The following is a 22,039-nucleotide window of genomic DNA, read 5'->3' on the forward strand; positions in this document are numbered from 1 at the left end:
CTAATCTATTTCTTTATACTCTTCATATAAAAAATCATTATATGGAAAACGTGTAATATGAATTTTCTTTACTTCTTTAAAAACTTTTTCTTTAAAATTTTCTAAATTTTCTTTATTCAACGCAGAAATAAATAAACAATTATTATCTAGTTTATTCATCCAAGTTTTTTCCCATTCAGCTAGCGTATAATGTTCTTTCGTTTTTTTAGTAACTAAATCATCACTGTCAATTGTTTCGTGTTGGTAGACGTCAATTTTATTAAAAACCATAATAGTTGGCTTATTTGCACTTTTAATTTCGTCTAATATTTTATTTACCGAAGCAATATGCTCTTCAAAATTTGGATGTGAAATATCAACAATGTGCAATAGTAAATCTGCTTCTCTAACCTCATCTAAAGTAGATTTAAAAGACTCCACAAGTTGTGTGGGTAATTTTCTGATAAACCCAACCGTGTCTGTTAATAAAAATGGAATATTTTTTATCACAACTTTTCTAACTGTTGTATCAAGAGTAGCAAATAATTTATTTTCGGCAAAAACATCACTTTTACTCACAACATTCATTAACGTAGATTTACCAACATTTGTGTAGCCAACTAAAGCAACCCTAACCATTTTACCACGGTTTTTACGTTGCACAGCCATTTGCTTATCTATAACTTTTAACTTCTTTTTTAATAAGGTTATTTTATCTCTAATAATTCGTCTATCCGTCTCAATTTCAGTTTCGCCAGGTCCACGTAAACCAATACCTCCTTTTTGACGTTCTAAGTGCGTCCAAAGTCGTGTTAATCTTGGCAATAAATATTGACATTGAGCTAATTCAACTTGGGTGCGTGCATAACTTGTTTGTGCCCTTCGGGCAAAAATATCAAGAATTAAACTGGTTCTATCTAACACTTTACAATCCAATACTTTTTCTATATTTCTTAATTGAGAAGCCGAAAGTTCATCATCAAATATGGCAGTTTCAATATTATTAGCTTCCATATATTGTTTTACCTCATCTAATTTACCCGTACCAATAAATGTTTTTGGATTAGGTATTTCTAGTTTTTGAGTAAAACGTTTAACGGCAACTCCTCCCGCTGTTAACGTTAAAAATTCCAATTCATTTAAATATTCATTTGATTGTTCCTCATCTTGATGTTGAGTTACAACTCCAATCAAAACAATTTTTTCAGATGTAACTTTTTTTTCTTCAATCATATTTTTAGTCGCTTCTTACAATATCTTATTTTAAATTAAAGAACATTTATTTTGTTTTAATATTCTTAAATTACTGAAGCAAAGATACGAATACAAAGTTTAATTCTAATTTTGTATTTTACTGTTTTTAATCAAAAATTTATGTTTTCATATTTTAAATCTACAGGGAGAATAAAACAAGCATACACCATTGCTTTTTACAATCTTGAAAATTTATTTGACACCAAAGATAACCCTACAACTTTAGATGATGATTTTACGCCTAAAGGACGAAAAAATTGGAATTATAAACGCTATAAAAATAAAATTAGGAAACTAGGAAATGTTATTGCCCAACTTGGAACTAATAAATCTTTTTATGCACCAGCCATTGTTGGTGTTGTTGAAGTTGAAAACCAAAAAGTATTGGAAGATTTAGTTGCCTCTAAAAACTTAAAAAATCATCAATATGGAATTGTACATTATGATTCTCCTGATGAACGAGGTATTGATGTTGCCTTACTTTACAAAAAGGAATTTTTTGAATTATTACACTCTGAAACTTTTCCATTATACCTTGAAGACGAGCAAGGCAATAGAGATTACACAAGAGATATTTTACTTGTAAAAGGGAATTTAAATGGAGAACTAATTTATGTTCTTGTAAATCACTGGCCTTCACGCAGAAGCGGAGAAGATTTAACCGAAGAAAAAAGGATAAAAGCTGCCCAATTAGCTACTCAGATAACAGCAGGTATAATTTCTAAAAACGCAAATGCTAAAATTATAATTATGGGCGATTTTAACGATAACCCATCTAATATAAGTGTAAAAAAACACCTTGTAAATAACACTTTTTACAATCCAATGGAGCGGTTAATTAATACTGGAAATAGGACTTTAAATTATAAAAAAACATGGCTTTTGTTTGATCAAATTATCTTTTCTAAAAACTTTTTTAATAATGAAAAAGAAAAACATTCTTTTAAATATGCCGCGGTTTTTGATAGGTATTTTTTAAAAGAATGGAAAGGAAAATATAAAGGAAACCCTTTTAGAACTTATATTGGGAAATGGTATCAAGGTGGGTTTAGTGATCACTTTCCCGTATATGTGTATTTAAAAAAGAATTAACGTATATAAAATACTGATTTAAAGTTGCTTAATTGTTTTCAACTAATCTAACACCTAAATTAAAGACTTTTAAGAAGTTATTTAAAATTAAAAATAATAAATTTGTTAAGTAAAAATTCACTTCACACAAATTTAAATTATGCAAAAATTAATAGTTCGTTTTATATTCCTATTTACAACTTTAGGGTTATTTGCTCAAGATGTAATGACTCCTGAAATATTAATTCAATTAAACAAAGTTCATGGAAAGGGTATTACCAAAGATGGTAACAATTTAATTTACAGTGTTTCAAAATATAATATTGAAACAAATAGCAAATTAACAAAAACGTATATTGTTCCAATTTCTGGTGGAGAAGCTCAAATAATTAGTGATTTTGAATCTTTACTAACAGACAAAAGTATTTCTCCAAATGGAAATTATAAAATAACAACTTCAGAGATAAAATTAAAAAAAATTACAGGACAAGATTATTACCCTGAATTAAAAAATTCTAACGTAAAAATAATTCAATCTTTAAATTATAGACATTGGGATACTTGGGAAGATGGTGCTTTTAGCCATGTTATGTATACATCTACTAAAAACAAAGGTGAGCTTATTGATATCATGGAAGGAGAACCTTTTGATTGCCCACAAAAACCCTTTGGTGGTTCAGAAGATTATACTTGGGGTCCTGATAGTGAAAACATACTATACGTAACAAAAAAATTAAGCGGAACTTCTTATGCAACAAGTACAAATACGGATATTTATAAGTATAATTTAACTACTAAAAAAACAATAAATTTAACTGCTGAAAACAAAGGGTACGATACGAATCCTGCTTTTTCTTCAAAAGGGCAATTGGCTTGGTTACAAATGAAACGTGACGAATATGAGTCTGACAAAAATGATATTGTTGTTAAAATAAATGGCGAAACCATAAACCTAACAGCGAATTGGGATGGTACAGTTAATAGTTTTAAATGGCAAACTGAAGGAAGTAAAATTTATTTTGTAGCTCCTGTTTTAGGTACTGTTCAATTATTTGAAATTAAAGTTCCTTCTTCTAAAAAAAATATTGAAAGTCCGAAACAAATTACAAATGGTCAATTTGATGTGAGTGGAATAGTAGGGCAATCAAAAAACACAATGGTTGTTAGTAGAAGAGATATGAATCACGCATCTGAGTTATACACTGTAAATTTATCAACTGGTAAAATGAAGCAATTAACCCATGAAAATGATGCTATTTATAACAGTATTAAGTTAGGAAAAGTAACCAAAAGAATGGTTAAAACAACCGATGGTAAACACATGCTTTCTTGGGTTATTTATCCTCCAAACTTTGATTCATCAAAAAAATATCCAACTTTATTATACTGCCAAGGTGGGCCACAAGGAGCTTTAAGTCAGTTTTATTCTTTTAGATGGAATTTCCAATTAATGGCTGCTAATGGCTATATTATTATTGCTCCAAACAGAAGAGGAATGCCAGGTTATGGCGTTGAATGGAATGAACAAATTAGCAAAGATTATGGCGGACAAAATATGGAAGATTATTTAGCTGCCATTGATGATATTTCAAAAGAACCGTACGTTGATACCAATCGTTTAGGAGCGGTAGGAGCCAGCTATGGTGGTTATTCTGTATTTTATTTAGCAGCTATTCACGAGGGGAGATTTAAAACTTTTATTTCACATGATGGTATTTTTGACTGGAGAAGCATGTATGGCACAACAGAAGAATTATTTTTTGTGAATTGGGATTTAGGAGGTGCTTATTGGGATAAAAATAATGCTGTTGCACAAAAATCATATACGGAGTTTAACCCAGCTGAAAAGGTTGAAAAATGGAATACCCCAATTATGATAATTCAAGGTGGAATAGATTACAGAGTTCCTATTGGTCAAGGGTTAGCTGCTTTTCAAGCCGCGCAACTACAAGGTATTAAAAGTAAATTACTGTTTTTTCCAAATGAAAATCATTGGGTTTTAAACGGCCAAAATAGCTTAATTTGGCAACGAGAATTTTATAAATGGTTAAAAGAAACCTTATAGCTTCAACTGAACCTTAAAATTAGGTAGCGAATTTATCGCTATCTAACTTCTATAAAACCTATCTTTCTCTAGGGTTAAAATTTATTGGTGCGTTTTGAGGTGTATTTGGGTTTGAAATTAGACCATTAGAAGCTTTTGAATAAATAACCCACTCACTTACTGTAAATGCTGTATTTGGTTCTGTTATTTCTATATTTCTAATAGCTCTGCCATCTAAATATTCCCAATTAGTACCATTGCCATCTTCACCAATAACACCAAAAATATCTATTGTGTTTTCTGTATTATCAACCAATTCATATACATCATCACCATTGCCTGAAATATATGATGATTCTATATCTGAAATATCATTAAAAATAGCTTCATAACCTGTATTTGCAATAATTATAAATCCACCAGCTTGAATGGTAATATCACCTAATTCAACTGGAGAACCAGAAATTGTTGTTGAACCATTTACATATTTATTCAATTTCCAACCTGTTAGGTTTATTTCTGAATCTCCTGCATTGTACAATTCAACAAAACGTGATGAAACACTATTTTTTGGGTCGGCAACTTCAGTAATTATTATTTTAGGAATAATTATTGGGCAAACTTCAAAATCTTCATTAAACTGAACGTCATTCAAAGCTCTTATTTCTAAATTATTACTTAAAATTCCTGTTATTTTGCCATGCCCTTCTGGAAACAACTCATGGGCGAAAATTGCATCTCCATTAGTAAAAACAGAAAGTTTTATAATTTCTCCACAAGTTTCAAGTGTTCTTGTACCATTATTATTTCCTGTAAAATACGTAAATGCTTTTCCCAATTCACTTTCAACTAATTGAACATCTAATATAGTTACTAATGTATTTTCATGACTAGAGCTTAACGCTTCTGATATTAAAATTTCTTTTGGAGTTATCTCAAAATTTTCTCCACTATTGTATATAAAACTACCTATTTCTTCAGCATCAATTTTTGTGATTTTGTTTCCACTTGGATAGCCTACTGTTAAAACTCCATTATTTTTTGACATATATAGTTTATCTAATTTTACAAAAACTTTGTCGCCAATATTATATTGTTCAAAAATAGCGTCACTTTCAATCAAAATTTGTATTCCTGTAGTTGGATTTTCAATAGCGTCTTGTATTACTAATTTTTCCTTAAAATTGCGATTTTCATCACTTGAAACAACATACCCTTCTATTATATAATTATTGTTTATACCAAATTCAACTGTAGTTCCTTGGTATAATTCTTTAATTTCTGAAAGAGTAATATTGGGTGTAAATACATTGGAATAAGCACACCGTTGCTCTATAAAATTCACATCTTCTTCATCTCTTAAATACAGTTGAAAATCATCATAAAAATTACCTAAAACAGCTACTATACTACCTCTTCCTTCTGGTAATAATTTATTTTTAAAGCTAGAGAAACCACTATTTCTAATGGGTACCTCACCAACCAAATTACAATTACTATTAAAACTTTCTAACATTCTGTTTACAGTTTCAGTGTTTTCAATGTTAGCATAAGACAATCCTAAATCATTAGATTTAAATTGTACATTTTCAATTTCAATTAGCATTTCTAGCATATTTTTACTCAATGCTGAGATAGTCACTTTTTTTGGAATTATTTCAGCAACTTCACACGAACGAAAAATATGATTTTTTACTTTAAATGATGAAATACGAGCCAATTCACCACCAACAGCTTGTCCAATTTGGATACTTCCAAAAGTGTATCCTACTGCCAATCCTTTTAATTTAATATAAATTTTACGCCCTATATCGTATTTGGTGTATAAATTTGTTTCATCAATAGCAATTTTAATTGCTGAAGTTGGATTTTCTGGCTTGTCTTGTATTGATAGTGTTTTGTAAATATTTCCAGATTTATCACTAGAAACCACATACCCTTCAATAACAACATCCGTATCAATAACTATTGCATTACCATAAGTATACATGTCTTTTACTTGCTGAAGTGTATTGGTGACAGTAATATTTGGTTCATTACAACTAATTGTGGGTGTTAAAAAATTTTGATCTTTTACACAATTCGTAAATAGGTTAACTAACAGTAATAGCCCTATTATTTTTTGTTGGTTTTTATAAATTTTCATAGCTTAAATTTTAAAATCTCATATATAAATTTAAATAATATGATGTATTGTTTCCATACCAATATTTGGGGCCAAAAATTGGTTTATCTAATTGTTTGTCTTGTTTTAGTTCAGGGTAATTTGCATTTCTAGATTGTTCAAAACCTCCTGTTTTAAACAGTTTACCTAGTACATTGTTAACACTTAGAAAAAACCCAACATAATTATGATTCACCAGCCAGGATTTACCCCCTACAATATTCACTAAAAAGGCAGCATCAAACTTTTCTTGATTTAATAATGAATTTACTTGCTCTTGAGTAACTTGAACTCCTGTTTCTTCATCAACAAATGGAATCCCATCTGAATCTGTAAAAAAATTGTTGGTGCGTAATAATGGAGAAATATCTAAATAGTTATTTGATAAAAGATTTGCATTTGCTTGAAACCACCAAAAATTAGGATCTCTATACTCAAATCCTAATGAATAAGCACGTTGAGGCGTTCCAGAAATACGATAATTTTTTAAATAGGAAATTCCAAAATCACTGTCTTCTCCAATAAAACTTTCTGATTGAATATACAGTTGAGGGTTATTATCATACGTGTATTGCCCCAAAGAACCTGCTAATAATAGCTTTATTTCTGGCGTAACTTGGTATTCAAAACTTAACTCAGCTCCTATATTTTTTTTATCGACACCTGTAATAATTTCATTTACAAAATCGGCTTGATTCCCTAACAAACCTTCTGCAAAAAAGAAAGATGTTTCAATAGTATTATTAAATTTTGTGTAATAAGCAGTTACTCTTGTTTGAATTTTTGGAAGCCTTAAAACATAACTTATATCTCCTGTTACAATTTTTTCACTAAATAAATTTGGCACAATATTATTATTTACCCTTGCGTTTGAAAAAGTAGTTTTAATTGTTGGAGCATTTGAAATATAAGCACCATTTAACGTTAATAAATGACGTCCCGTGAATTTATAGGTTATTCCTCCTTTTGCACTAAAATCGAAAAAAAATTGTTTGTTGCTTTTCCCAAAAGAATTGTTTGAATATGTTCCATTTTGATACAATCCATCACGTTGATAATTTGTGCTTTTAACGTTAACACCTAGAAAGTAATCTAATTTTCTTTTAGTAATTTGTATTTGTGAAAAAAAACTTGCTATTGATGCTTTTATCTTATAGTTGTATTGAAATTTTTCATTAACACCTACTCTTTTATTAGGGTTGTTTAAATCATTTTGTTGTGCATCACCCTCAGCGTATTGGTCTAAATCTACAAAAGTATTACCTCCTAACAAATCTAACATATTTGCATAATTGCTAGAATTTAAATTTTTATAGGTAACACCTATATTTAAATTTAAATTATTAGTTAAAACTGCATTGTACGTTGTGTTAAATGTAACTTGAGAATCATCAAGGCTATCTTCATACAAATAATACAATGAGTTGCTATTAATTGTATTTATTTCGTACATTTCATTCCAATTCAATTGTCCATTATTTAAAATTTCTTGTTCGGCTAAATACGCATTTTCAAAATCCAAATTATCACTGTAACGCAAAAAACTACTAGGTAATTTTTTCCAATATGTTGGGTCTGGGTTTGGAGCATTAAAATAGCCTAACCTACTATTTCCAATATGCCCAAATTGGTATGCCAATGTAGTTTTTAAAGAACTTTTTTTAGTTGTATAATAATAACTTAACATTAGAACTGGTTCAACAATTTCTTTAATACGTGAGTTCCTGCTATCACCTTGTTGATTACCCCAATATGAATTGTATCTATATCCTTTTAAATCATAAACTTCTTGCGTATTTGGTGATGATTTTCCTCTTCTATTTGGCGCTACAAAAACCGTTAAATTTAAACTGTGTTTACTATTTAGTTTTTTCTCTACCGCTAAAAAGGTTGCCCAAGCATTGTATGACGTTCCTTCAAAATACCCTTCATTAGCAATTCTACGAGAGGTTGAAACTACAAAAGCCCAATTATTTTTATTTAAACCTGTTGCATAAGTTGCCATTAATCTACCTGTATAACTTTTATTGGTTGAAGACAACGAAATTTTTGATACCTTTTGATAATCAGAAGCCCTTGTACTAAAATTAGTAGTTCCTAATATTCCTCCAAAAGTAATTGACGAAGGTGCAATTCCGTTTGTAAACTCCTGATTTCTAAATGCATCATTTAAACCGCCCCAATTACTCCACTGAGGTCTGCCATCATATAATTTATTCATTTCAATACCATTAATCAAAATGGTTCCATAACTAGAATCGTAACCCCGAACTTTAAACCATGCCTGACTAAAATTGTAGGCTGCTGCCTTTAAATAATTATCTTTAGAAGACTGAAATAAACCGGCTATATATTCTGAACTACGCTCTCCATCATCTAGCAAATCATCATCCGATAAAGAAATAGTAGCTGTTTCCTGAGGTTCAAAAATTTCTTTATACAAAAAAATAACACCTAGGTTATAAATTTCATCTTCAAAAGCATTAACATTAATTGGTGTATTTTGTGTTTCAAAACCTTTAAAAATAAATTGTAAAACCATATTTCCTTTCGGAAGATTCTCAATACTAAATTCTCCTTCAGATTTAGTTTCTGTAAAAAATGGAGTACCTTTAATTTTAACCATTACCCCTTTTAAAGGTCTTTCTGAAGTGGCCTCAATAACCTTTCCTTTAAGTGTAATTACTGTTTGTGAAGTTACATTTATTGTACAGCACAGCCATACAATAGTAGTAATAACTATTATTTTCATTAGCTTTTTTTTTAAAAGTAATCATTTTTATCATACTACTAAAATTCTATAACCAAAAATATTATACCGGTGCTTTTATTGAGACTCAAACTTTGTTAGTATCTTTGCCTCTTTATATATTCAAATACCTATGAAACGTTTTTCTTTAATATTCGCTTTTTTTCTTATAACATCATCTGCTATTTTCAGTCAGGAAAACTACCAGATTAAAACCATTGCTTTTTATAATTTAGAAAATTTGTTTGACACTATTAATGACCCCACTAAAAATGATGAAGCAAGTCCTATTATGGAAATTAAAGGAAATAGGAGTAAAATTTATGAGAAGAAACTAAATAATATGGCAAAAGTACTTTCTGAAATAGGGGTAAAAGAAGCTAAAAATAGCCCAGTTATTATTGGTGTTGCTGAAATTGAAAATCATAAAGTATTAGAAGATTTAGTAAACACTAGTTATTTGAAAAATAAGAAATATAGTATTATTCAATATGATTCTCCAGATTTAAGAGGAATTGATGTTGCTTTACTATATCAAGAAAAGTATTTTAAACCAATTTCTCATGAAACTTTTGAATTAAAATTATGGGACGAGAATGGTATGCGAATTTACACCAGAGATCAATTATTAGTGTCTGGTTATTTAGATAATGAGTTAATTTATATTATTGTAAATCACTGGCCTTCAAGAAGAGGTGGTGAGAAAAAAAGTAGATCTAAAAGAGAAAAAGCGGCCTATTTAAATACTCAAATAATTGAAAAAATTAAATTAAGCAACCCAAATCCTAAAATAATTATTATGGGCGATTTAAATGATGACCCCACCAATGCTAGCTTAAAAAAAGTGCTAAAAACAAAAGCTGTAAAGGCAAATGTAAAAGAGGGAGATATTTACAACCCAATGGAAGATATGTTTAGGCGTGGACAAAACACTTTGGTTTATAGAGATAACATCAATCTATTTGATCAAATAATGATTAGCTCAGCATTGTTAACTACAACAAAAGATTTTTCTTCTTATAAATTTTACAAAGCCAAAATTTTTAAACCTCAATATTTAACTACTCAAACTGGAAAATACAAAGGATATCCTTATAGAAGTTTTGCGGGGAGTAACTTTATTGGAGGTTATAGTGACCATTACCCTGTTTACATATATTTGATAAAAGACAACTAAATTGTTATTCCTCTTTTAAATCTTTTAGCAGTAATTGTAATGACGTATTTCCATTCCAATGGTTTTCATCAATATTAAAAACAGCTTTAAAAGGCTTTCCGTTTTTTATCAACGAATGTTTATTTCCCATATTAAAACCTATAGCATTAAATGTTTTTTGGTTTGAACCTTCAAAAATATTTAATTTTAAATGAGTTTCATCAACACCTACTTTTTTACCGTAGCCATTATCACGCAACCCATTTGCTAAAAAAACAGGTTTCATATTTTGAGGCCCAAAAGGTTCAAGTTGTTTTAAAATACGATAAAATTTTGGTGTTACTTCTAATAAACTTATTTCAGCATCAATTGAAATTTCTGGTTCTCTTAATTCATCAGGTAGTGTATTTTTTACAACTTCTTCAAATTTTGCTTTAAAATTTTGATAGTTTTTTTCTTCCAATGTTAATCCTGCTGCATATTTATGTCCGCCAAATTGCTCAATAAATTCAGCACATTGCTCTAACGCATCATAAACATCAAAACCTTTAACTGAGCGTGCAGAAGCCGCTAATTTATTGCCGCTTTTTGTAAAAACTAATGTTGGTCGGTAGTATGTTTCAATTAACCTAGAAGCCACAATACCTATTACACCTTTATGCCAATTTTTTGCATATACAACTGTTGAGTAATTCTGTTGCTCATTAGTATCTTCTATTTGTTGTAAAGCTTCTTTGGTTATTTTTTTATCCAGTTCTTTTCTGTCATTATTATTCTTTTCAATTTCAGCAGCAAATTTTATTGCCGTATCTAAATCCATTTCCGTTAATAATTCCACCGCATAATTTCCATGTTTAATTCTTCCAGCAGCATTAATTCGTGGAGCAATAATAAAAACAACATCTGTAATTGTAAATTGTTTCTTTTTTACTTGTTGAAGCAATGCCTTTATTCCATTTCTTGGATTGGTATTTATAACTTGTAACCCAAAATATGCCAAAATTCTATTTTCTCCTATTATTGGAACAATATCTGCTGCAATGGCGGTAGCTACCAAATCTAAATATTCAACCAAATCTCCTATTGTTTGATTTCTTTCTGTTGCCAACGCTTGAATTAATTTAAATCCAACGCCACAACCACATAATTCCTTAAATGGGTATCCACAGTCTGAACGTTTTGGGTCTAAAACTGCAACAGCTTCAGGAATTTTATTTCCAGGTCTATGATGGTCACAAATAATAAAATCTATTCCTTTTTCTTTAGCGTAAGTAACTTTATCTATTGCTTTTATTCCACAGTCTAACGCAATAATTAATGAAACTGCATTGTCTTCAGCAAAATCAATTCCTTGAAATGAAATACCGTAGCCTTCATTATATCTGTCAGGAATATAGGTGGCAATGTTGGGGTAAATTTTTCTTAAATAAGAAGACAATAATGAAACGGCTGTTGTACCATCAACATCGTAATCACCGTAAACTAAAATGTTTTCACCTTTTAGTATTGCTTTTTCAATACGATCCACAGCCAAATCCATATCTTTCATTAAAAATGGATTGTGTAAATCATTTAAATTAGGGCGAAAAAAGGCTTTGGCTTGATTGTAGTTTTCCAAGCCGCGTTGCACAAGTAATTTAGCCAATGTATTATCTATTGATAATTCTTGTGCAAGTTTTGATATGATTTGAGGGTTTGGGTTTGGTTTTAATTTCCAACGCATAGCAGTGCTTTTCCCTCAAAAGTAATCAAATTATTTTATTGTTCAATATATTTAATTTCTGTTGTTATTTCTGAAAATTTACGAAACATTTCCATAACTCCACAATAACGTTCAACAGAAAGTTTTACAGATTTTTCTATTTTATCTTTTTTGAAATCACTTCCGTAAAAATAATAAACTACATGAACTTTATCGTAAAATTTAGGGTGTTCATCTGTTAAATTAGCAATTACTTCAACTTTAAAGTCGGCCACTTCAGCACGCATTTTTTTAAGCAAAGAAATTACATCCATAGATGTACAACCAGCCAATGATGTTAACATTAAAGCTTTTGGGCGCAACCCTTTTCCTTGTCCGCCAACTGCTTCATCAGCATCAATTAATACACTTCCTTCAGGAGCAACAGATTCAAAAAGCATATTGCCTTTCCAACTAACTTCTATTTTATTTGTCATAATTATTTCAGTATTAAAAAATGCAAATTTAAATGATTTTTTATCCTTTTGCCGTAATATTTTACACAAATTAGTTATTACCCCATTCGCATCTATAAATATGACGTAAATAAACCTTATAATTTGATTAAAATTTAATAAATTAGATAGCTTATATAAATTATAATTGAAGCCAAAATTGTAAATACAAAACAAGTACAACTATTAAAAAAATGAGTATAGAAAAAGCATACAATTCCTGGGCTGCACAATATGATAGTAACGAAAATAAAACGAGAGAGTTAGATAAAATAGTTACTATTTCTACACTGTCAAACTATAAATTTAGTACTGTTATAGAATTAGGTTGCGGAACAGGGAAAAACACTTTGTGGTTACTAAAAAAAGCTCAAAAAATTATTGGGTTAGATTTTTCTCAAGAAATGTTGAAAAAAGCCAAAGAAAAAATTAAAAATTCGAATGTAGTTTTTAAAAATGCTGACATCACAAAACCTTGGGATATAGAAAATGAATTTGCCAATTTGATAACCTCTAATTTAACGTTGGAACATATTAAAAATTTAGATTTTATTTTCAATCAAGCTTTTAAAAAATTAAAGCCCAATGGTGTGTTTTTCATCAGTGAACTACACCCTTTTAAACAATATAGTGGAAGCAAAGCAAGATTTGAATCTGAAAACGGAACTGTAGCATTAGAAGTTTACACACATCATATTTCTGAATATTTAAATAGTGCTAAAAAATATAATTTTAAACTCATTGAAATAAATGAGTGGTTTGACCAATCTAGCAAAAATGAAATACCAAGACTTATCTCATTTATTTTTAAGAAATAATTACTCCTAAAATAATATTTTATTTACCTTTAATGTGTTAAAAAAGATTTGTGAAAATTTTGGTTTTACTGCTTAAATTTTTATAGTTGTAAATGCTAAATACTTCAATTGATATGAAAAAAAATGCTTTATTTGTTTTAATACTAATTACTTTATTTGGTTGTAAAAATGACTGTAGTGATTATGCTTGTTTTACACCTCCACCTGTATTTAATTTTGAACTTCTTGATAAATCCACAGGAGAAAATCTTTTTTCTAATGGCACTTTAAACCCTGATGAAATTCTTGCTTTTGATGAAGAAAACAAACGTGTTAATGTTCGTTTTATTTCCGAAAACAACATCAATCTTATTAATCTTTCTGAAATTGGTTGGTATCTTGGGGCGCATACCTACAAATTAATTGTTGCACCTGACTTAGAAATTAATATTGAACTTGACATGGAAAAAAAGAACGAAAATTGTTGTACTTACTTTGATGTACTCAATTTTCAAGTTTTAAATTATGAATTTTCAACATCTAATACAACTGAAATAATAACAGTTTTAATACCTTAAAAAAATCTCTTTTTATAGTAAAACTATATATTCAATCAAATCCACTACCTTTGCCGCTTTTATATAAACTCTATGAAATTTACAGACTTAGGAATTATAGCACCTATTTTAAAAGCATTAACTGCTGAAGGTTATACACACCCAACACCAATTCAGGAACAATCTATCCCTATTTTATTAAATAGAAATGATTTATTAGGTTGTGCACAAACAGGAACAGGTAAAACTGCAGCTTTTACAATTCCTATTTTACAACATCTTTTCAACAGTAGAGATGATTATAAAGGGAGACGAAGAATAAGATCGCTAATTATGACTCCAACAAGAGAATTAGCCATCCAAATTTCTGAAAATATTACAGCTTATGGTAAATACACAGGAATTAAAAATGTGGTGGTTTTTGGTGGAGTAAAACAGTTATCCCAAACAAAAGCGTTACAACAAGGTACTGATATATTAGTAGCAACACCCGGCAGGTTACTTGATTTAATTTCACAAGGTTTTATTAGTTTAAAAGATGTCAAATATTTTGTATTGGATGAAGCTGATCAAATGTTAGATATGGGGTTTATTCATGACATTAAAAAAATAATAGTCAAATTACCTACCAAAAGACAATCTCTTTTCTTCTCGGCCACCATGCCGTCTGCAATTATAGATTTATCAAGTAATATTCTTGGAAACCCTCAAAAAATAACTATTAAACCTAAGCAAGCAACTGCTGAAAAAATTGAACAAGCTATTTATTTTGTTAGTAAACCAAACAAGAATAAGTTATTAGTTCATTTATTAGGAGAGCGCCCCAATTCATCTGTGTTAGTCTTCTCGAGAACAAAACATGGAGCCGATAAAATTGTACGAATTTTAGCCAAAGCACAAATTAAAGCTGCTGCTATACACGGTAATAAATCACAAGGTGCAAGGCAGCGAGCTTTAGGAAATTTTAAAAAGGGAGAACTAAATGTGCTAATAGCAACTGATATTGCTGCAAGAGGAATTGATGTTGAAGAACTATCGTTGGTAATTAATTTTGATTTACCCAATATTCCTGAGACTTATGTGCACAGAATTGGAAGAACTGGCCGTGCAAAATCAAACGGCTTAGCACTGTCTTTTTGCAATGTTGAAGAAAAGGCATATTTAAAAGATATTCAGAAATTAATCAAGCAAGAGATTCCGGTAATACGAGAACACTCTTTTGTTGATGATGAAATTGAAGAAACTCCAGTTCCAAAAACACCTTCAAAAAATAAACAAAAAAAGTCACAACATCGCTCAAAATCTCCAAGAAGAGAAGGTGAAAATACTCCTAAGAAAAAAAAATGGAGACCTTATTCTAAAAAGCGTAGTTCTTAAATATTTTTAAACAATATAACCCATAATAACATACAAAATAGTACTTATAGCACCTCCAATTAACGCATAAGGCAATTGCGTTTTTACGTGATCTATATGGTCACTTGCCGATGACATAGACGAAATTATTGATGTATCTGAAATAGGAGAACAATGGTCTCCAAATACACCTCCACCAAGTGTTGCTGCAATTACTAAATTTGTTTCGGAACCGTGTATGGTTGCCATTGGTAAGGAAATTGCCAGCATAATAGCAAATGTACCCCAGGAAGTTCCTGTAGAAAAAGCTATAAAAGAACTAATCACAAAAACAATAGCAGGCAATAATTCGGGTGATAACCAATCTTTAGAAACATTCGCAATATAAAGGCCTGTTCCTAATTGATTACAAGCTTCTCCAATCGCAAAAGCAAGCATCATTAATAAGGCTAAAGGCATTAGTTCACTAATTCCTTTTAACACTAAATCTACCATCTCTTTCATTTTCATTATTCCTTGAGCTCTATATAAAACCATGGCAACAAAAATTGCTGCAATTACTGCATACAACACAGAAGAAGACCCAGATCCCTTCCCAATAGCTTGAGAAATATGATTTGCAAAAGAACTAGCGTTTTCTACACTACTCCATCCCGTATAGACTAAATTAATTGGCATCATAAAAACCATTGTTGCTAAAGGAATAACCATATTGTAAGCTTTGGCTTTAACTCCTTCTTTTGGCGGGAACGATGTTACCGTATCTGATAGCATTGGTTTAGCGCCTTCATTCATTAATTTCCCCGTTTCTTTGGTTCTTTTTTCAGCCTTTTTCATAGGCCCAATATCTTTTTTAGAAACTATTACAAAAGCTAAAATTAATAAGGCTATTATAGGGTAGAAATTATATTTAATAGTTGCTATTAATGTAGCAAAAGGATGTTCAATTCCTTGGGTTATTAATAATCCCATAATAAAAGCTCCCCAAGCATTAAATGGAATAAGAATAGATGTTGGAGCAGAACTAGAGTCTGCAATATAGGCTAGTTTTTCTCTAGGTATTTTTAACTTATCAAAAACAGGTCTGTATAGTGTACCTACTGTAAGTGAACTAATACTGGTTTCAACAAATAAAATTATTCCCGTAAACATGGCCAACAATTGCACTATAACCCTACTATAACCAGCTTTTTTATTTTCAAAATATACTATTAAAACATGTAATTTATTTACAAATCCTTCAACTCCTCTAGAGTATTGAATAAACAGAAGCAAAGCTCCAACCAAAGCACTAAACATAATGGTTCTTGTATTTCCTGCTGATTTAAAAACATTAACTAACCCTTCAATTGTAGCTAAAGTACCTGTTAAAATATTCCAATCACTCATTATAATCCATGAGAACCAAATTCCAAAAAACAAAGCTATGTAAACTTGTTTGGTTCTTAGTGCAAAAATAATAGCTATAACAGGTGGAAGAATTGACAAAAACCCATAATCAGTCATAAGAAATAATCTAATTTAGATGGAAAGATAAAGAAAGTAGGCTAATAAAAAAATAATGTAAAGTACGGCACTCTTTTTATTTCTTATAAATTACTTGCAATCAACAAACTACAACGTTTATTTATTTCTAACGTAAATTAGTTTAAACCGTTTATTAGATCTTTCTCTTTGTTCTATCTCAAATTCCTTTAACGATTTGAATAAAGGTGTTAATTTTTCAAATCCAAAGTTACGTGCATCAAAATTAGGCTGTTTTTTTAAAATTAAAGAGCCTACATCTCCCATAAAAGCCCAACCATCCTCATCGGCTGCATCAGCTACAGAGTTAGAAAGCAAACGAATTACTTTTGGTGTAATTTTATCAATATTTAATTTTTTCGATGTTCTTTTACCCTCTTGATTGTCCTCTTCAATTTCTAAAATTTCTAAATAAATAAATTTATCACAAGCAACAATAAATGGGTTTGGTGTTTTCTTTTCCCCAATACCATAAACAACATGACCTGCTTCTCTTAGTCGTGTTGCTAATTTAGTAAAATCACTATCTGATGAAACCAAGCAAAAACCATTTACTTTCTCTGAGTATAAAATGTCCATGGCATCAATAATCATCGCTGAATCTGTGGCGTTCTTGCCGGTAGTATAACCATATTGCTGAATGGGCGTTATCGCATTTTCTAACAATATATTTTTCCATTTAGACAAATGTGGTTTCGTCCAATCTCCATAAATACGTTTTATGGTAGGTGTGCCATATTTTGCAATTTCTTCCATCATCTCTTTAATATATTTTGAAGGAATGTTATCACCATCAATAAGCACTGCTAATTTTATATCTTTTATCATAATTGTAAAGGTATTAAAAATTACATATTTAAAATAAGTATCATTAGTGTCCGATAAAACTACGAATTTTAATTAAACCCATCTTTGATCCCAATAAATACGCTTTATATTTTTCTTTTTGATTTAGCAAGGTGTCTTACTTAAAAAGTTGCAGTTGTATATCTGGAGGTTTAGATGTTAGTTCCCACCATTGTTTGTTTGGATTTTCGAGAAATTTAAACAGATCAATGTAGGTCATCAGATGAAATCTCATCACAGAAATCATATTTGAATATGCCCATTTCCGTTTGATTTTTCGTTGAATAACTAGTATAATGAGTTGAATAATTAATGCTGACCATATCTGAATTTCTATTGCATTTTGATTATCTCCAAGAAAATATTTAAGAGGGAAGTTCTGCTTAAGTCTTTTAAACATTGTTTCAATCTGCCATCTGTGTTTGTATATATCGGCTACTTGGTCTGGAGATATTTCTACATTATTGGTGATAAACTCATACACTTTTTCTTGTGTAGCATCCCAATAAGCAACTCTTCTTATTTGAATAGATGTATCGTCTTTTTTTATCAATATAAGTTCATCTTTTAGCACTGCATCACTTGTTTTGTCTGCTAAATCAAATTCTTTAATGCTTTTATAGACAGCATTGTCTTTTTGGCGAGTTACAAAGTAAATATCATTTAAAGTCCACTCTAAATATTGGAGATAATCATTGTATGCTTTATCAAAAACTACAAAAGAATCTTTCTCTAAATTTAACTCTTTTAAAAAGGTGTGGTCGTGAGTAGCAGCACTGCTAAAACGTATCAGACAAGGTACATCTTCCAAAGCATTTATCATTGTGTGCATCTTGATACCTCCTTTCTTTTTGCCATTAAGAGGATTACGACCAACTCCTTTTAAAATATCACTAAATAGGCTGATTGTGGTAGAATCTACAATTTTTAAATTCTTTATTGTTGGTTTTAATGGACTGCTGTCCGATAAAAACGGAGCATAGCGTTGCAATAGTTTTGAATAAATTGCGCCAAAGACTTCACTGGTTCTCTTCCTGTTGGCATCTGATAATGTACTTCGTTTTGGAAAATGTTTTAGGTTTAAATGACTGATACGTCCTTCACAGGCTAATAAAACGGTCGACAACTCTCTAAGTGAGGATACTCCGCTCATTGTGGCATATAGCATCGTGACTAAATGGTCGTAGGTTTTGAACTTTTTATAATATCTGTCGCTATTATAGGTTTTGGCTGTCCGAGTAATATCTTCTTGTGGGATATACTTTAAAATTTGTTTAATTATGGGAGTTCCGCTAAAGTGTGTACTTTTGTTCATATCTCAATTTTGTAGTAAAAATCAAGATATAAATAAAGCAGGAAATCCAAAATGGAAATCCTGCTTTTAAAAATGTTTATCGGACACTAATAAATAAGTATCATTAATTTTTGTAAATTACAAGCTACACTTATTAAAAAATCTTATTTTATGATTGAAAATTTATTTTCTAAAATGAAAATAATTGTTAATCTCACTAAAGAATTTATTTTTCTAATAGTTTTATTAATTGTTTTTTTTGTAATCATGACCTTTTTTGGGCATCAAAAACAACCTCACTTATGGGCAATAGCACTCATACTATTTTCAATAACAAAAATTTATTTTTTAGTATCACATACCTTTAAAAAATTAGATAAATTAATTGAGCATAATCATTCTTTCAATCATATGCTTTTTTTGCTTGGAGCCATAATTAGTATCATTATAATTTCTTTTGCAATAGATTATTTATGCATTAGTGAAATTTATCCAGAAGCATTTTCTGGTATTTCACATAACCAACCTCTAATATTTCGCTTTTCAAATTTATTATATTTTAGTATCGTAACATTTACAACCGTAGGGTTTGGAGATATTACACCTTTACTACCTGCAGCTAAACTTATTACTGTGTTTGAGATGATGTCAGCTTTTATTGTAATTATATTTATTATTTCTAAGTATTTTAAAAACACCAACTAAAACTAAAAAAATGAAAAACAGTAAACTAAAAGAACAAAAACTCTCCTTAATTGGTTCTATATCTTTGGGAACAGGAGTAATGATTGGTGCCGGAATTTTTGTTCTTATGGGGCAAATAGCTGAATTGGTAGGCGATTTATTTCCTCTAGCTTTTGTAGCAGGAGCTATAATAGTTGGCTTTAGCTCTTATTCTTACGTTAAGTTTTCTAACGCCTATCCGTCGTCTGGAGGTGTCGTTAAATTTTTATCAAAATCTTATGGGCCAGGAACTACAACGGGCACATTTTCATTGTTAATGTATGTTTCAATGGTTGTTTCTGAGAGCTTAGTTGCCGGTACTTTTGGTGCCTATACGCTACGCCTTTTCCCTGAAGGGTATGCTGGATATGCTTCTGTTTTGGGAGTGCTATTAATTGCTTTTGCTTATATTATAAATATCTCAGGAAACAAGGTAATTGAATCATTTGCTACTTTTACGGCTATTCTAAAAGTTATTGGAATTACAGTTTTGGCAATTTCAGGACTTCTTATTTCGGGATTGCCAAACATTACTGGCTCTTATATTGCTGAATCAAGTGTTAATGTACCTAAAGGATTTGGTTTTGTAGCTGCATTAGCACTATCAGTTCTTGCTTATAAAGGATTTACAACAATTACAAATCAAGGAGGAGATGTTGTGAATCCACATAAAAACATTGGGAAATCTATTATTATTTCAATTATAATATGCACTTTTATATATGTTACTTTATCATTATCTGTCGCTGGTGGATTAAGTATCTCAGAGATTATTAAAGCTAAAGATTATGCCTTGGCAGCAGCAGCTAAACCTGTATTTGGTGAGTTGGGCTCTCTATTAACCATTATGCTAGCTATTATTGCCACAGTCTCTGGTGTTATAGCAAGTGTGTATTCTGCTTCAAGAATGTTAAAAATGTTAAGTAACATGAAACAAGTTCCTAATCTAAATAAATTAGGAAACGCTAAATCTCCAGCACTAATTTTCACCGTTTCATTGGCTATTCTTTTAACCATTTTATTTGACCTTACTCGAATTGCGTCTATTGGAGCTATTTTTTATCTAATTATGGATATAGCTATTCACTGGGGATTGATTTGGCATTTAAAAAATAAAATTAAATTTAATCCAATTATACCAATCCTTGCAATAGTGGTAGATGTAATTGTGTTGGGGGCGTTTATTTATATAAAATTTTTAAATGATCCGTTTGTTCTTGTAATTGCCTTCATTGGAATAATTTTAGTGATTTTAGGAGAACGTCTTTTTATGAAATCACACACAGATAGCGAAGGAAAAATGCATATGGGAATGGATGATGAATAGTAAAATGAGCGCTAAAAAATTTAGTGAGAATTAAAAGAAAAGTTAAAAAAGCACAAGGAGTAGCAACTTCAAAAACTATTTTAAATAAAAGAGAAATAATTGTACTTTACGGCAATGTAAAAAATATTAAAAAGCTGTTAGAAGAAGAAGGTTGAAACCATTTTAAATGAAACTACTTATTTTATGAAAAAATTACTCCTAATTATTTTACTCTCTTTACCTGCTTTTTTGTACGCTCAGGAAAATACAAGAGGTTATAAAGTAAAAGTTGGTGAACAAGCACCTAAATTATCGTTTTCTTTAATGGATGGTACTGTAATTTCCAATAAAACTTTAAAAGGAAAAGTTGTAGTACTTCAATTTACGGCATCTTGGTGTAGCGTATGCCGCAAAGAAATGCCTCATTTAGAACAAGAGGTTTGGCAACGATTTAAAAATGAAAATTTTATTTTAATTGGAATTGATTTAAAAGAAAAACCCCAAAAAGTAAAACACTTTATAACTCAAATGCAAGTTACCTATCCTTTTGCAATTGATACTAAAGGTAAACTTTTTGAAAGTTTTACCCTACCAAATGCAGGAGTTACAAGAAATATTGTTTTAGATAAAAAAGGGGAAATTATTTTTCTCTCTCGTTTGTATGAAGTAGAAGAGTTTAAACACATGGTAGAAATTATAGATTTAGCACTTAAAAAAAGTTAACTTTAACTTATATGAAGACAAAAAATAGTGACAAAGAGCAGCCAAACAACCCGCTTCACGGTGTTAAATTAGCTGAAATTTTACAATACCTCGTTTCAGAATATGGGTGGAAAGAACTAGGTGCTATTATTAAAATTAACAGTTTTAATAATAATCCAACCATAAAATCAAGTCTTAAATTCTTAAGAAAAACACCATGGGCTAGAACCAAAGTTGAGAATTTATATTTAAAATCTATTCAGAAATAAACCTAAACACTCCTTCTTATTCCTAAGAAAATGCTTATAAATATGCGTACCT

At 30.1% G+C, this 22,039-nt stretch carries 19 protein-coding genes; 11 read left to right on the forward strand and 8 right to left on the reverse strand.

Annotated elements, in window-relative coordinates; all coding sequences use genetic code 11:
- A complete protein-coding gene (gene hflX / locus Lupro_RS07830) occupies positions 1-1,212 on the reverse strand; it encodes a GTPase HflX (RefSeq protein ID WP_068208328.1) in 1,212 nt (403 codons plus the stop codon).
- A gap of 141 nt (positions 1,213-1,353) precedes the next feature.
- Here hflX and Lupro_RS07835 point away from each other — a divergent pair, with 141 nt between their 5' ends.
- Both Lupro_RS07835 and Lupro_RS07840 read left to right on the forward strand, forming a co-directional pair.
- Entirely contained in the window at positions 1,354-2,325 is a 972-nt protein-coding gene (locus tag Lupro_RS07835; RefSeq protein ID WP_068208331.1) for an endonuclease/exonuclease/phosphatase family protein, read from the forward strand.
- 139 nt (positions 2,326-2,464) lie between these two features.
- Positions 2,465-4,369, forward strand: coding sequence for a S9 family peptidase (locus Lupro_RS07840; protein WP_068208334.1), 1,905 nt, complete (start codon positions 2,465-2,467; stop codon positions 4,367-4,369).
- Between the two features lie 58 nt (positions 4,370-4,427).
- Here Lupro_RS07840 and Lupro_RS07845 read toward each other — a convergent pair whose 3' ends face one another.
- Together Lupro_RS07845 and Lupro_RS07850 are read right to left on the reverse strand one after the other, a co-directional pair.
- Positions 4,428-6,494, reverse strand: a complete 2,067-nt coding sequence (locus Lupro_RS07845; RefSeq protein ID WP_068208337.1) for a DUF5689 domain-containing protein — start codon at positions 6,492-6,494, stop codon at positions 4,428-4,430.
- Positions 6,495-6,504: 10 nt separating this feature from the next.
- Positions 6,505-9,264 carry a TonB-dependent receptor gene (locus tag Lupro_RS07850; RefSeq protein ID WP_068208340.1) on the reverse strand — a complete coding sequence of 920 codons (2,760 nt, stop codon included), beginning with the start codon at positions 9,262-9,264 and terminating at the stop codon, positions 6,505-6,507.
- Positions 9,265-9,394: 130 nt separating this feature from the next.
- Between Lupro_RS07850 and Lupro_RS13530 the strand changes: the two genes are divergently transcribed.
- The gene (locus tag Lupro_RS13530) at positions 9,395-10,438 is read left to right on the forward strand and encodes an endonuclease/exonuclease/phosphatase family protein (protein WP_068208343.1); all 1,044 of its coding nucleotides are present in this window, start codon (positions 9,395-9,397) and stop codon (positions 10,436-10,438) included.
- Positions 10,439-10,442: 4 nt separating this feature from the next.
- Here Lupro_RS13530 and recJ read toward each other — a convergent pair whose 3' ends face one another.
- Entirely contained in the window at positions 10,443-12,140 is a 1,698-nt protein-coding gene (gene recJ, locus Lupro_RS07860) for a single-stranded-DNA-specific exonuclease RecJ (protein ID WP_068208346.1), read from the reverse strand.
- Positions 12,141-12,175: 35 nt separating this feature from the next.
- The gene (locus Lupro_RS07865; RefSeq protein ID WP_068208349.1) at positions 12,176-12,595 is read right to left on the reverse strand and encodes an OsmC family protein; all 420 of its coding nucleotides are present in this window, start codon (positions 12,593-12,595) and stop codon (positions 12,176-12,178) included.
- A 212-nt stretch (positions 12,596-12,807) separates the two neighbouring features.
- Here Lupro_RS07865 and Lupro_RS07870 point away from each other — a divergent pair, with 212 nt between their 5' ends.
- From Lupro_RS07870 to Lupro_RS07880, 3 genes are all read left to right on the forward strand, one after another.
- On the forward strand, positions 12,808-13,431 hold the full coding sequence (locus tag Lupro_RS07870) for a class I SAM-dependent DNA methyltransferase (RefSeq protein ID WP_068208351.1): 624 nt from the start codon (positions 12,808-12,810) through the stop codon (positions 13,429-13,431).
- Positions 13,432-13,523: 92 nt separating this feature from the next.
- The gene (locus Lupro_RS07875) at positions 13,524-13,988 is read left to right on the forward strand and encodes a hypothetical protein (RefSeq protein WP_068208354.1); all 465 of its coding nucleotides are present in this window, start codon (positions 13,524-13,526) and stop codon (positions 13,986-13,988) included.
- A gap of 72 nt (positions 13,989-14,060) precedes the next feature.
- Complete coding sequence (locus Lupro_RS07880; RefSeq protein ID WP_068208357.1) at positions 14,061-15,344, forward strand: DEAD/DEAH box helicase; 1,284 nt, start codon at positions 14,061-14,063, stop codon at positions 15,342-15,344.
- Between the two features lie 6 nt (positions 15,345-15,350).
- Here Lupro_RS07880 and Lupro_RS07885 read toward each other — a convergent pair whose 3' ends face one another.
- The 3 genes from Lupro_RS07885 to Lupro_RS07895 all read right to left on the reverse strand — a co-directional run bounded on the left by Lupro_RS07885 (position 15,351) and on the right by Lupro_RS07895 (position 19,008).
- On the reverse strand, positions 15,351-16,829 hold the full coding sequence (locus Lupro_RS07885) for a Na+/H+ antiporter NhaC family protein (protein WP_068208360.1): 1,479 nt from the start codon (positions 16,827-16,829) through the stop codon (positions 15,351-15,353).
- Positions 16,830-16,946: 117 nt separating this feature from the next.
- The gene (locus Lupro_RS07890; RefSeq protein ID WP_068208364.1) at positions 16,947-17,675 is read right to left on the reverse strand and encodes an NYN domain-containing protein; all 729 of its coding nucleotides are present in this window, start codon (positions 17,673-17,675) and stop codon (positions 16,947-16,949) included.
- Positions 17,676-17,811: 136 nt separating this feature from the next.
- Complete coding sequence (locus tag Lupro_RS07895) at positions 17,812-19,008, reverse strand: IS4 family transposase (protein ID WP_068205741.1); 1,197 nt, start codon at positions 19,006-19,008, stop codon at positions 17,812-17,814.
- 150 nt (positions 19,009-19,158) lie between these two features.
- Here Lupro_RS07895 and Lupro_RS07900 point away from each other — a divergent pair, with 150 nt between their 5' ends.
- From Lupro_RS07900 to Lupro_RS07915, 5 genes are read left to right on the forward strand one after another with little or no spacing between them, the layout of a single operon-like run.
- Positions 19,159-19,692, forward strand: coding sequence for a potassium channel family protein (locus Lupro_RS07900; protein WP_082703881.1), 534 nt, complete (start codon positions 19,159-19,161; stop codon positions 19,690-19,692).
- Positions 19,693-19,702: 10 nt separating this feature from the next.
- A complete protein-coding gene (locus Lupro_RS07905; protein WP_068208370.1) occupies positions 19,703-21,037 on the forward strand; it encodes an APC family permease in 1,335 nt (444 codons plus the stop codon).
- Between the two features lie 23 nt (positions 21,038-21,060).
- Entirely contained in the window at positions 21,061-21,192 is a 132-nt protein-coding gene (locus Lupro_RS13845; protein ID WP_257720989.1) for a hypothetical protein, read from the forward strand.
- Positions 21,193-21,220: 28 nt separating this feature from the next.
- Positions 21,221-21,739 (forward strand): TlpA family protein disulfide reductase, encoded by a 519-nt coding sequence (locus Lupro_RS07910; protein ID WP_068208373.1) that lies wholly within the window; start codon positions 21,221-21,223, stop codon positions 21,737-21,739.
- A gap of 11 nt (positions 21,740-21,750) precedes the next feature.
- The gene (locus Lupro_RS07915) at positions 21,751-21,987 is read left to right on the forward strand and encodes a VF530 family protein (RefSeq protein ID WP_068208377.1); all 237 of its coding nucleotides are present in this window, start codon (positions 21,751-21,753) and stop codon (positions 21,985-21,987) included.
- The last annotated feature ends 52 nt before the right edge of the window (positions 21,988-22,039 follow it).

This window comes from Lutibacter profundi (genome assembly GCF_001543325.1).
Lineage (GTDB): Bacteria > Bacteroidota > Bacteroidia > Flavobacteriales > Flavobacteriaceae > Lutibacter > Lutibacter profundi.